The sequence below is a fragment of the Streptomyces sp. NPDC005574 genome, from assembly GCF_040605435.1.
In the GTDB taxonomy this organism is placed as follows: domain Bacteria; phylum Actinomycetota; class Actinomycetes; order Streptomycetales; family Streptomycetaceae; genus Streptomyces.
The window spans coordinates 1-11,075 of record NZ_JBEXCW010000155.1 but is presented as its reverse complement, the minus strand read 5'-3'; the positions used below and the strand labels follow the sequence as shown (position 1 = coordinate 11,075).

General features: G+C 65.9%; 9 protein-coding genes and 7 pseudogenes. 8 read left to right on the top strand and 8 right to left on the bottom strand.

The genetic code is table 11. The features are described from left to right. Together ABZT03_RS41135 and ABZT03_RS41130 are read left to right on the top strand one after the other, a co-directional pair. Window positions 1–244, top strand: a pseudogene (locus ABZT03_RS41135) (hypothetical protein); the annotation flags it as partial. 114 nt (window positions 245–358) lie between these two features. After that, a pseudogene (locus ABZT03_RS41130) lies at window positions 359–448 on the top strand (kinase); the annotation flags it as partial. Window positions 449–452: 4 nt separating this feature from the next. Here the strand turns inward: ABZT03_RS41130 and ABZT03_RS41125 are convergent. After that, window positions 453–983 (bottom strand): annotated as a pseudogene (locus ABZT03_RS41125) (transposase); the annotation flags it as partial. On the opposite strand from ABZT03_RS41125, the pseudogene ABZT03_RS41120 reads away from it, so the two are divergent. Beyond that, window positions 949–1,445: pseudogene (locus ABZT03_RS41120) on the top strand (transposase family protein); the annotation flags it as partial. The pseudogenes ABZT03_RS41125 and ABZT03_RS41120 sit on opposite strands and share 35 nt — an antisense overlap. A gap of 98 nt (window positions 1,446–1,543) precedes the next feature. On the opposite strand, the gene ABZT03_RS41115 reads toward ABZT03_RS41120, so the two are convergent. From ABZT03_RS41115 to ABZT03_RS41090, 6 genes are all read right to left on the bottom strand, one after another. Next, a complete protein-coding gene (locus tag ABZT03_RS41115) occupies window positions 1,544–1,729 on the bottom strand; it encodes a hypothetical protein (protein ID WP_356048911.1) in 186 nt (61 codons plus the stop codon). Between the two features lie 167 nt (window positions 1,730–1,896). Then, window positions 1,897–2,304: a nuclear transport factor 2 family protein gene (locus ABZT03_RS41110; RefSeq protein ID WP_356048909.1), complete on the bottom strand. Its 408-nt coding sequence runs from the start codon at window positions 2,302–2,304 to the stop codon at window positions 1,897–1,899. Between the two features lie 59 nt (window positions 2,305–2,363). Further along, the gene (locus ABZT03_RS41105; protein ID WP_356048907.1) at window positions 2,364–3,200 is read right to left on the bottom strand and encodes an EamA family transporter; all 837 of its coding nucleotides are present in this window, start codon (window positions 3,198–3,200) and stop codon (window positions 2,364–2,366) included. Beyond that, on the bottom strand, window positions 3,197–4,396 hold the full coding sequence (locus tag ABZT03_RS41100) for a Glu/Leu/Phe/Val dehydrogenase dimerization domain-containing protein (protein ID WP_356048905.1): 1,200 nt from the start codon (window positions 4,394–4,396) through the stop codon (window positions 3,197–3,199). Before ABZT03_RS41100 ends, ABZT03_RS41105 begins: the two co-directional genes overlap by 4 nt. A 1,034-nt stretch (window positions 4,397–5,430) precedes the next feature. Beyond that, on the bottom strand, window positions 5,431–6,363 hold the full coding sequence (locus ABZT03_RS41095; RefSeq protein WP_356048903.1) for an SDR family oxidoreductase: 933 nt from the start codon (window positions 6,361–6,363) through the stop codon (window positions 5,431–5,433). 179 nt (window positions 6,364–6,542) lie between these two features. After that, window positions 6,543–6,896 carry an integrase core domain-containing protein gene (locus ABZT03_RS41090; protein ID WP_356048901.1) on the bottom strand — a complete coding sequence of 118 codons (354 nt, stop codon included), beginning with the start codon at window positions 6,894–6,896 and terminating at the stop codon, window positions 6,543–6,545. A 290-nt stretch (window positions 6,897–7,186) separates the two neighbouring features. On the opposite strand from ABZT03_RS41090, the gene ABZT03_RS41085 reads away from it, so the two are divergent. The 5 genes and pseudogenes from ABZT03_RS41085 (at window position 7,187) to ABZT03_RS41065 (ending at window position 9,592) form a co-directional block, all read left to right on the top strand. Beyond that, window positions 7,187–7,783: a winged helix-turn-helix domain-containing protein gene (locus ABZT03_RS41085; RefSeq protein ID WP_356048899.1), complete on the top strand. Its 597-nt coding sequence runs from the start codon at window positions 7,187–7,189 to the stop codon at window positions 7,781–7,783. After that, window positions 7,699–8,261: pseudogene (locus ABZT03_RS41080) on the top strand (transposase). The gene ABZT03_RS41085 and the pseudogene ABZT03_RS41080 overlap by 85 nt, the downstream one beginning before the upstream one ends. A 69-nt stretch (window positions 8,262–8,330) precedes the next feature. Beyond that, window positions 8,331–8,765 (top strand): annotated as a pseudogene (locus ABZT03_RS41075) (transposase); the annotation flags it as partial. A 248-nt stretch (window positions 8,766–9,013) separates the two neighbouring features. Next, a pseudogene (locus tag ABZT03_RS41070) lies at window positions 9,014–9,289 on the top strand (transposase); the annotation flags it as partial. A gap of 39 nt (window positions 9,290–9,328) precedes the next feature. Further along, the gene (locus ABZT03_RS41065; protein WP_356048913.1) at window positions 9,329–9,592 is read left to right on the top strand and encodes a hypothetical protein; all 264 of its coding nucleotides are present in this window, start codon (window positions 9,329–9,331) and stop codon (window positions 9,590–9,592) included. Between the two features lie 297 nt (window positions 9,593–9,889). Here ABZT03_RS41065 and ABZT03_RS41060 read toward each other — a convergent pair whose 3' ends face one another. Continuing rightward, on the bottom strand, window positions 9,890–10,804 hold the full coding sequence (locus ABZT03_RS41060; protein WP_356048898.1) for a hypothetical protein: 915 nt from the start codon (window positions 10,802–10,804) through the stop codon (window positions 9,890–9,892). Window positions 10,805–11,075 lie beyond the last annotated feature (271 nt).

Sequence of the window (11,075 nt, the reverse complement as noted above, 5' to 3'; positions counted from 1 at the left end):
CGCCGGCAGCGACGCCACCACCATGCTGTTCAACAACCACGGGGTGACCATCCCGGTCGACTTCTCCACCTCGGACCTGACGCTGGCCAAGCAGGTGCTGCTGAAGACGCAGACGAAACTCGGCACAGTCACCAAGAAGGCCGTCAAGGGCTGCAAGCCCGGTGCGGTGATCGGGGTGGACCCGCACACCCCGAAGATCGTGAACAGCGGCGACACGGTCAACCTGACCCTCTGCACCGGCTGACCGGTCCCGAGCTGACACGACGCCCGCCCCTGCACCAATCAGGGGCGGGCGCCCAGCCCATGATCCCACCGGTCCACTGCGAGGTGACCGAGCATCGACAGCAAGCCTGTCGTGATGGTGGGCACGGAAGACTCCCGACTGGTCGTGTCGCGCGGCAACAGCGCGTCAGGGAAGGCGTCCGTTACGGCTGGACCCCCCGAGAGGTCCAGTCCAGGGCCAGCTGCCACTTCTCCACGTGCCCCAACTGGTCGGGGGATGCCGCAGTGATGCCACAGCGGCCACGGCGGGCGCCCTTGACCGCATCGGCCTCCGGCGAGTCGGGATCCCACGACGCAGGCAGGAACAGCCGCCAGTCCACCGCAGCCGAGGCATAATCCCGGGCCAGATGCAGCGACACCCCGACCTGGCATTTGGTGACCTTGCCCGCGGTGCCGATGTACTGCCGCGACACACACGCCGAGGCGTCCCCGTCCTTCAAGAAGCCGGTTTCGTCGACGATCAACGCCTCCGGACCGATCGCCTCGCTGATCCGCCAGGCCAGCCGGGCCCGCACATGGGCCGGATCCCACGGGCTGGAGGTGATGAAGTGCGCCAGCGCCTGACGGTTGCCATCCTCACCCAGTCGGGCTGCCATCGGCTCCACCAACTTGCGCCGCCCGTCCAAAAGCAGTCCGCGCACATACGCCTGCCCCCACCGCCGCTGATCCCTCACGGGCCTCGGTGAAGGCGACCGCGTCATCGTTGACGGCACGCTGATCCCCACCGACCGCGTCCGCGCCGATCAGCCGTACTACTCGCAGAAACCAAGAAACGCGGCATGAACGTGCAGGTCATCGCCCGCTCTGACGGCACACCGCTGTGATTCTCCCGCGCGACACCCAGCCGCACACATGACCTGACCTCGGCCCGCGCACACGGCATCGTCCACGCCTGCCTGACCCGGCAGATCCTCGTCCTGGCGGACCGCGCCTACCAGAGCGTCGGGGCCACATTCCGCACCCCGTACCACCAGCACAGCGAACAGCCCGAGCACTACCAGCAGTTCAACCGCGACCACGCCCGGCTCCGAACCCCCGGCGAACGCGCCTTCGCCCGACTCAAGTCCTGACGCATCATGCGCAGAGCACACTCCTCCACCCGCCGCACAAGCCACACCATCCAAGCCATCCACGTACTACTGACCTGCGACTATTCAGGATGAAAGAGGTTCAGTGACGTCCTCGTCGCTGGGTTCGGAGTCGACCATCTCCCCAGAGAGGCACTGCTCATAGGCCCCGGGGTCCAGCAGACCGTGACCGCTCATGCCGAAGAGGATGACGCGTTCACGCCGCTGCCGGCGGGCTTCGAGGCCTCATCGACGGCGCGGGTGACCGAGTGCGCGGACTGCGGCGCCGGGCCTTTCTTCGGCCTCGGCGAAGGTGCGGCGGCCTCGAAGACTTGGGTCTGGGCGTAGGCCGCCGCCTCGACCAACTTGTTGTCGTACATGGCACTGACGATGGGGGCGGCGGCGTGGCAGCTCACACTCGTCCTCGGTCCAGGATCCCGAGCCGTCCGCAGCGACCAGGTCCGGGACGATCGGTTCGGCGTCACGGGCCGTGAAATCCATCGGCTGCCGGTCGAGCCGGCGGCGGTACTCACCGAAGTCGGCCGACTCACCCCGCCGGGACCGCCGTGAACGGTGCGGCGGGTGACAGGTGTTCATGCACCGCCAGCCACCCTCCGACGTCGTCACGCCGGAAGACTATGGTCTCCCGCTCGTGCAGCGTCTCAGTCCCCGTGTGAGTGAGAATGTCGGTCTCGACGCTGTGACTGAAGACAGCGCCGTCACCCCAGTCTTGGACCATCCTGTCGGTGGAGCGACACCGCAGTACCCGGAAGCCGTCGTCGGCCACCCACTGCGCCCACACGCGGCGGTACTCGGTCACGGAGCCGATGCGGTGCGGGGTGGTGTGGAACACGAACGAGGCATCAGGTGTGAACGCGGCGAAGTAGTCTTCCAGCCGTCCGTCGGAGAAGGCGGCCACGATATTGTCCGCGGCCTGCAGCACCTCGTCACTCATTTGCGGGTCACTCCATCCGTGTGTCAGTCGGTGAGTTGTGCGAGATGGCGATGGCGCCCTCAGTAGGCGACCAGTAGGAGCGCGCTTGCCCCGAGGAATAGTCCCACCAGTTGTGACCTGGTGAAACGTTCCCTGTCGAGAGCGATGGCGAGAATGATGGTGGCACCGGGGTAGAGCGACACGATGGGCCCGACGATGCCCAGCAGCCCGTGCTCCATGGCAAACAGGTAGAAGGCGAACCCGGCCGTGTCCAGGGCTCCGGTCAGTCCCACGACAAGCCACGGCACCCTTGTGGCGGCCGAGGTGCCCCTGTGCCGAAGGATCAAGGGAATCGCGCCCAGGATCGAGCACGCGCGGGCGCCCACCAGTGGCCACAGTCCGGCGCTCGGCCCGGGATGGGAGAGGAAGACCAGCTGCAGTCCCAGGGCGCCGCCCGCCGCGAGGGCCAAGAGCAGGGTTCGTACGGCGACCGCGCCGCGCTCGGCCCGCGCGGCGCGGTTGACCATGGCGATCGAAGCGATCGCACAGAATACGCCACACAGCGCGATCAGCCCGGGACTCGCCTGGGTGAACAGGCCCACCGCGAGCGGGACGACCGCCACCGTCACGGCGGTGACGGGGGCGACGAGCGTGACTCCTTCGGCAGCCAGCGTCCTGTACAGCAGGACCATCCCCAGCAGACCGACAGTGCCGGCGCAGACACCCCACATGAGGCTGGATGGCTCGGGGCGGCCCGAGTGCGTGGCCAGTAGCCAGATCACCAGCACCGGCAGACCGAGCGTCTGCGACAGCAGGACGACGAGGTCGGCCGGCGCGCTGCGCGACGCCTTGGCCCCGAGGTAGTCCGCTGCACCCCATCCGGCTGCCGCGATGGCGCTGAGACCGGCTGTGATCACAGGAGTTCAAGCCTGTGGGCCAGGCTTTCGCGCCTGACTGCAGCGAGTTGATTCGCGGCCTGCCGAGGGGAGATACCTGTAACTTCGGCGAGGTCGAGTGTCTCCGTGACCAGTGTGTGCAGGGACGTTCGTATCTTGCCGAATGAGGATTCCGCATCTGGCGTGACGTCGCCGAACAGCACCCACCACCACCAGGCGTTGGTGCCTGAGTTGGCCACGACGTCAGGAACCGTGACGGTTCCCCGTTTCTGCAGCTTTTCCTCTGCCGCTGCCGTTACCGGGAGGTTAGCCGCCTCGACGATGTACTTCGCTTTGATATGGGACTCGTTGTTCTCGTCTATCGCGTACGAGATCGCGGCCGGCACCAGCACGTCAGCGTCGTAGGACAGGCAAGCCTCCCCGTCCAGCAGGACATCGTCTGGCTGGAGCCTACCGCGGTCGATAATCCCGGACTCAAGGCGGTTGCGTAGCATGTCCTCGACGGCCAGGCCTCTCGGGTTGGCGACCGTGCCGTGAAGGTCCGAGATGGCGACGATGCGCACCCCGGCTTCTCGAAGGAAACGCGCCGTAGCTCCACCCATGGAACCGAAGCCCTGAATGGCGGCGGTGACCGACGACCTCGGAAGTGCGTCCCTGTCCAGAACCGCAAGCGTGGTCTCCGCAACACCGTATCCACCGACCAGTTCAGCGAGCCCGATGCCGCGGAAATTGGCGGAGAATGCCTCGGTGAAACGTTTTCGGGCCGCAATTGGATCGTCAATCACGCGCAGGACCGGTGCAATACACCCGTCAATCCCCAACTCGCCGAGTATCTCTTCGATGAGTTCGGCGGTCGTTCCGAGATCGTCCCCCGCCGCCCAATTGTTCGCGACGTACGGCCAAATAAACGAGAGGAATCGCGATAATATACCGCGGGCCTCGCTGCTGTGTGGATCGCAGTCGATCCCGCCCTTGGCTCCCCCCATGGGGATGTAGAGGTTCGAGGGGTCGTAGTGCAGTACTTCCTTCACGCTCATGTTTGCCGCCAAGCCCCGGACCTCCTCGTAGCAGCATCCTTCCCGCATCCGCAGGCCTCCGCTGGCGATGCCTCGGACCAGCCTGTCTATAACCAGGAAGCCTTGGCGACCGGTGATGGGGTCGGTCCAGATGATAGATGCTTCGGGGGCTTCCGACATCGTGGCTTCCAGTGCCGTCATTGAGCGAGACCGCCGTTTTTCATCGTAGTGAAAGTTGGGGAAACGAAACCGTCAACGCGCCGTCCCTCAGGGGCATTTGGGGCAGGCCGTTGCAAGGCCACGATCGGCCGTGTGCTGAGGGCTGTTGACGGTGACACCTTGGACCGGGCGGTTGGGCGCCTACCTGGCCGACGGCACGGCGCCACCACCGAACCCGCTCAGGCGTCGTCACCCTCCGCGTCCGGCGACTGCGCGTGATCACTGCCGACGGAAAAGCACTCAGGGATGTCACCTTCGCCGAGGACGCCTCCATCGTCCACCCCAGGACCGCACCACGGGCCATGCCGACCCTCCGCAACTGCGGCACTGGCGTGCTGAAAACACTCGGATCCAACAACATCTCCAAAACCACCCGACCAATCCGCGACAAGCCCCAACGAGCACCCCCATCCAGGGCCGGTCGCCCTCCGGCCCTACAACGGTCCCGTGTCGCCGATGGTTCAGTTTCAGCGGCGGGGGCAGCGTTGTCACACAGCGCCAGCGCGTGACGTTGCCGCGCCGCATTCACCAGACCTCGGGCCACTCCGCAATCAAGATCGAGTCCAACGGGCGAGCCTCCTACAATGCGGCCTACGACCACCTCACGAGGCGCCGACTTCATCTTCGACCTCCGGCAGTCCCAGGCGGCTGCCCGATCCACCACCGCTCAAATCCCTGTGGCTCCGATTTCCTCCGGGAAGCGGGGCCGCTCTCGTCATGTCCGGGCGCCGTGGGCGCCGTCACCCCCCGATGGCGGCGAGCGCGCGATCTATGTCCGACTGAGGCGACCCCGGTGGTGTGGACACACTGACAATGGATCTTGCAGATCTGGGGAAGGGTGTCCTGGTGAGACGGAAGCTCACCTATAGTGCCCGTCCTCACAGGCATTCCGCTGGCGGGGTCTTTGGCTCGTGGATGACTTCTACCGGCCGTTTACCCGTGGCCCTTCCGCATGTGATCGCTCCCCGGCTGGCGGCCGTGCGGCGACCCGCATCGCGCGCCCGCCACCGGCCCGGTCACGACGTGGCGAGCGCTTTACCGCCGTCGGAACGGGCGGAACGATCAGTGGAGCCGGAGGGTTCAAAGAGACCGGAAGGATCAGAGAGGTCGGAGTCCGGGGTGAGGTACTGGCCCGAGAGATGGTCCGCCTCTCCGGCCGCGAGCCGCAGAAGCGTCCGTGCGGAGTGCTCGGGATCGGTGAAACGGCCCTCCCGGCGCTGGGCGATGAACCACTCGACACTGCGGTCGCGCCACACATCGCCGGTGGGGTAGGTGTCCATGCCGTCCTTGGTGATCCCGAGTTCCAGCAGGCCCGGGTGGTAGCTCAGCATGGTGACGCCATGGGGACCCAGTTCGCGGGCGAGGTTCTCGGTGAGCTTGTTCACTGCCGCTTTGGAGACCGAGTATGCGGACACGTGCGGCCACCGGTACCGGCCGGCCTCGCTGGTGATGTTAATGACGCGGCCCGTACGGCGCGCGGTCATCACGGGGATGACGGCATGACAGGTCCGTACCGTGCCCATGAGGTTGACGTCGACAGTGTCCTGCCACTCGTCCCGGTCCAGCTCCCAGAACGGTCCGACGGGGCCGGTCACCCCGGCGTTGTTGACCAGGACGTCGATGGTCCCGAAGCTGTCCACGGCCTTCTCTACGACCTTGGGCATCGCAGCGGGATCGGTGACGTCAGCCCGTAGGGCCAGGACCCGGGTGTTCCGGCCCTGGAGTAGTTCGGCCGTCTCCTCCAGCGCCTCGGGGTCACGGCCGGTCAGCACCAGCTGGGCACCGGCCTCGGCGAGCGTCGCTGCGAACAGGCGGCCCAGGCCGCGTCCTCCGCCGGTGACGAGGACGGTACGACCTTCCAGGAGTCGCTGTGAGGTGGTCGGCGAGGAAGCGGTGGGGGCGGTGGTGAGAGGGCTCATCGTTGACTCGTCCATCTTCACAGGCTTCATGGTGGTCCTTCTTCATCCGGTTCACCCGGCCGTCGAGTCAGGTGAAGTGAAGGCCAGTACCGGTTCGCTGCGACACCCTCGGTACGAACGCCCCCGTGACCGACCTCACCCGCCATCTCAACGGGGTGGACGACCAAGTGGTTCACGAAATCCACACCCCGACCCCTGTATGTGGCAACTTAAATTTGAGTTTGGCACAAGTTCCGGGTTCTGACGTGTAGGGCCTTGTTGAACGGTTCCGAGTTCGGTAGAAACTGCAGATTGTGGTTACGACCTGTGGTTTCGTGGTCGTGAGGTAGTAGTTGGTCTCGTATCCGACGGGTGGGATTGTGCCCGATCTCACCGTGGAGTCGGCGATGGCAGTACCAGTCCACCCATTCCGCGGTGGCAAGCTCGACCTGGGAGTGCGTCCTCCAGGTCCGCCCCGGTTTGATCACCTCGGTTTTGAGAAGGCCGATCGCGGACTCCATGAAGGAGTTGTCGTAGGCGTCACCCGCGGAACCGATCGACGCGGCGATGCCGGCGGCAGCCACGGCCGAACATTTTACAGGTGGGCGAGATCGCTCCGCTGATCACCTCAAGTACGGGAAAATAGGGCTGGGCGTCCCGGTCAGCCGATGGGCCTGCGATGCGAGCGAGCTCGTTTTACAGGATGGCGATGGGGGCCGACCAGGCGACCACGGATTGTTGCCAGGGCATCGGATCCCCGGTGCCGGAGCACGTGTGTCAGACTCCGCCATCTCCCTTACTGACTTCGGCTCGTTAGGGTGATCTTTCTGGAAGTCCCTGATGAGCCGGGAGTGTTGTCTGTATCCCGTGGTGTATGAGGTATGCGGATGGGGGCGGGCTGACCCTTGCGGGACGTCGGCGCCGGGAGACGGTCCGGATGCAGGCGGCCGAGCTGTTCGAGCAGAACATCAAGCCGCCGGACATTGCACGGCGCCTTCGGGTGAGCCTGAAGTCGGCCTACCAGTGGCACCAGCTGTGGCGGGACGGTGGCGTGCACGCTCTGGCCTCTCGTGGCCCGAGCGGATCGCAATGCCGCCTGTCCCCGCGCTGTCTGGAAAAGCTGGCCGGGTACCTCGATGAAGGGCCGGCCGCGCATGGCTGGGTGGAGGACCAGGTGTGGACCGCGGCGAGGGTGGCCACGCTGATCGGCAGGAAGTTCCACGTCGCCTACAGCGTCTCGGGGGCCACCCGGTTGATGCACCGGCTCGGCTTCAGCCCGCAGGTGCCCGTACGGCGGGTGGCCGAGCGTGACGAGCAGGCCGTCACCGTGTGGAAGGAGGCGACCTGGGCGGAGGTAAAAGGGCCCGGGCGGCCCGCGGAAGCTACATCTGCTTCGAGGACGAAGCCGGGTTCACGCGACGGCCGCCCCAAGGACGGACCTGGGGCCGGCGCGGCCGCACCCCGGTCGTGACCATCAGCGGCCGGCGATCCGGACGGCTGTCGGTGGCCGGGCTGATCGCGATGCGGCCCGGCTCCCGTACCCGGCTGTGCCACCGCCTGCGCACTCACCCCGCGGGCAAGGGCAAACGCCGCAGTATGGGCGAGCGCGACTTCATCGCGCTGATCGACGGCACCCACCACCTCGTCAAGGCCCCGATCGTGCTGGTCTGGGACCGGCTCAACACTCATGTCTCCCATGCCATGCGTGAGTTGATCGCCGAGCGTGAGTGGCTGACGGTGTTCCTGCTGCCCGCGTACTCGCCGGACCTGAACCCCGTCGAGTGGGTATGGGCCCATGTGAAGCGCAGCCTGGCCAACCTCGCCGTGGTCTCCCTCGGCTCGAAACCCTGGTCCGCAACCGGCTCAAACGCCTTCAGTACCGGCCCCACACCCTCGACGGCTTCATAGCCGGCACCGGCCTGATCCTCGCCGAACCAGTCTCACCTTGACGAGCCGAAGTCAGTAGCCTCTCCGGGGCGCCCGCCGAGCACGGACGCAGCACATGGGAGGAGACCACGATGCCCCGGCTCCAGGACGTGAAGGACGAGGTCATCCACCTGCGTTCCGCGGGAGTGGACTTGGGCAAGCGGTTCCTGCTGGCTTGTGTCCGCGTTCCCTCGGCGAAGCGGACCGGCAGTTGGTCGCTGGAGACGGAGCGGTTCGGCACCACCACCGCCGAAGTGCGGCGCCTGCTGGCCTGGCTGCTCGAGCGCCGGGTCGAGGTGGTGGTCATGGAGGCGACCTCGGACTACTGGCGCGGTGTCTACTACCTGCTGCAGCCACACCTGAACCTGATGCTGGTCAACCCCGCCCACCTCAAGGGCATCCGGGGCCGCAAGACCGATCCGAGCGATGCGGCCTTCCTGGCCCGGGCCGGCGCCTCCGGCATGGTGATGGCCTCCTTCGTCCCAGACCGTGACATCCGGGAACTGCGCGATCTCACCCGCCGCCGCACCGAGTTGGTCCGGGCAGCGGGCTGGGAGGCCCAGCGATTGGAGAAGGAACTCGAGGACACTGGCATGAAGGTCTCCGCCGTCTCAGCGACATCACCGGCGCCAGCGGCCGGGCCATCCTGGAAGCCCTCGTCCACGGTGAACGCGATCAGGCCCGCCTTGCCGACCTCACCCGCTGCAGGGCCCGAAACAAGATCCCCGCCCTCATCGACGCCCTGGACGGTGAATTCACCGACTACCACGCCTTCATGGTCCGCCACTACCTCGACGAGATCGACCGCTGGAAGAGCCTCATCGCCGCCTTCGACGCCCGCATCGCCCACCTCCTGGCCGACCACGCGCGGGACATGGAGGTCCTGCAGACCATCCCGGGCATCGGCCGGCTCGGCTCAGAGATCATCATCGCCGAGACCGGAGGCGACATGGCCCAGTTCGCCTCCGCCCACCACCTGGCCTCCTGAATCGGGGTCTACCCCGGCCAGAACGAGTCCGCCGGAGTCAGCAAGTCCGGACGCACCCGACCCGGCAACGCCAACCTCAAGCGCCTGCTCGGCGTCGCCGCCATGGTCGCGATCAGCAACAAGGACTCCTACCTCGGAGTCTTCTTCCGCCGTCTCGCAGCCAGACGCGGCGGCAAACGCGCACTCGTCGCGGTGATGCACAAACTCGTGATCGCCATCTGGCACGTCCTGCACGACCACGAGCCCTACCGAGATCTCGGAGCTGACCACTTCACCCGCCGCGACCCCGAACGCGCCATGCGCCGCATGCTCAAGGAAGCCAACAGCCTCGGCCTGACCATCCGCTTCGACCCCATCCCAGCCTGACGGCTCAACCACGAGTCATTTTCGTGTCAGTCCCCTTAATGAGGAACACACCTGCCCGATCGTGATCTGGTCAGTAATCCGGAGAAGCAATCAGTTCATCCGGTTCGGCGGAATTGGTGGTCATGCCCCGGCGTCGTCGCAGGCGAGTACAACAAGCAGACCCTCGATGCGAAACTCGGCGTGCAGGTGGCGAAGATGTGCGGACCTGCCCGGTCTGCGGGGTGTGCCTGAGGGTTCATCACAACGGCCGCACCCTGAGGGTGCGGCCGTGTGAGTCGGGCTGGTGGGATGCGCCAGTCAGTGGCCGTGACCGTGGCCGTGCTGCTGACCCGTCCCAGGGTGGTAGGACGAGGGGCCAGGGGAACTCTGCCGCTGGTGGTAGTGGTCCAGGTCGGGCGTCGGCGGGTAGTAGTAGGTCGGTGAGGTCGCGTCCTGACTGTGCATGGACGGGTTGGACGGGTTGGACGGGTTGGACGACTGGGTATTGGGCGTCTGGTACCCGGGTGGGAAATCCCCCATTCCGTATCCGACTCCCGGATTCCTGCCTATCTCGTACAGCGGGCCACCCTGATGTGGGGCAGCCATCACGTCCAGCGTGGTCCCGACGGCGCCCGCGAACGTACCTAGTCCGCCGAGTGCACCGGCCGCGCGCGAGTTCTCCGACACGACGCTGCCCAGATTGGCGCCTGCGGAGGCGATCCGGAACCCGATCGCCGTCAGCCGCTCCGGGTTTAAGGGCTTAATCTGGTGGCTCTTGTACTCGTCCCAGCCATCCCTTACGGCCAGGGCCATCTGGCCAGCGACTCCCGCCCCGTTGACGACCGTCTGCCACGTGCCCTCCTTCATGAGGTTGCTCGCGACGCCCTGGATGACGGTGGGAGTGACGTCGAGCAGGGCCTTCGCGATCTTCCTCCTGTTCTCCGCAACCCAGCCCACCGTCTTGTCCCAACGCGAGACCTCAGCTACCGCAGGGTTGTTCCTGGCGACCGCGTAATAGTTTTTACTGTTCTGGTCGTAATAGCCGACTTCGGCCTCCTCGGGGAGCTGTGGTGCGCTTTCCCCCGGGACTGCCCTACTTGATCGAGTGGCTACGACTTCCTTACCCTTGCCCTTGCTCTTTCTGTTGTCAGTGATCCAGACTGAGTGAAAGGAACTGGCGTCGGAGTTCGCGCTGTTGACCGAACCCTGCGAAGGTGAACGTCGTTGAGGCATGTGACCCTTCGTTCTGCGTGGCGGTCGCCGCATACGGAGCCTGTACGGGCGCCAAATGCGATGCGACCGATTGGCTTCTCGCTCCGCTCGACCGTCACAACGCCTCTACGCGAACTCCGGTTCAACTACCGTGCCACACTTTTTGTCCGCCCGTGTCGGCAGCGCACCGAATTCGCCTCACTGAACCTCTTTCATCCTGAATAGTCGCAGGTCAAGAGTGTGTGGATGGCTTGTACGACGGTGCCGATACGCCGGGTTGAGCATCGGGCTC

Excerpts from the sequence above, each read along its gene's own strand:
- ABZT03_RS41065 (WP_356048913.1), top strand. The coding sequence starts at position 9,329 with ATGGTCGCGATCAGCAACAAGGACTCCTACCTCGGAGTCTTCTTCCGC.
- ABZT03_RS41095 (WP_356048903.1), bottom strand. The coding sequence starts at position 6,363 with ATGAAGCCTGTGAAGATGGACGAGTCAACGATGAGCCCTCTCACCACC.
- ABZT03_RS41115 (WP_356048911.1), bottom strand. The coding sequence starts at position 1,729 with ATGTACGACAACAAGTTGGTCGAGGCGGCGGCCTACGCCCAGACCCAA.
- ABZT03_RS41060 (WP_356048898.1), bottom strand. The coding sequence starts at position 10,804 with ATGCCTCAACGACGTTCACCTTCGCAGGGTTCGGTCAACAGCGCGAAC.
- ABZT03_RS41100 (WP_356048905.1), bottom strand. The coding sequence starts at position 4,396 with ATGACGGCACTGGAAGCCACGATGTCGGAAGCCCCCGAAGCATCTATC.
- ABZT03_RS41085 (WP_356048899.1), top strand. The coding sequence starts at position 7,187 with ATGAGGTATGCGGATGGGGGCGGGCTGACCCTTGCGGGACGTCGGCGC.
- ABZT03_RS41110 (WP_356048909.1), bottom strand. The coding sequence starts at position 2,304 with ATGAGTGACGAGGTGCTGCAGGCCGCGGACAATATCGTGGCCGCCTTC.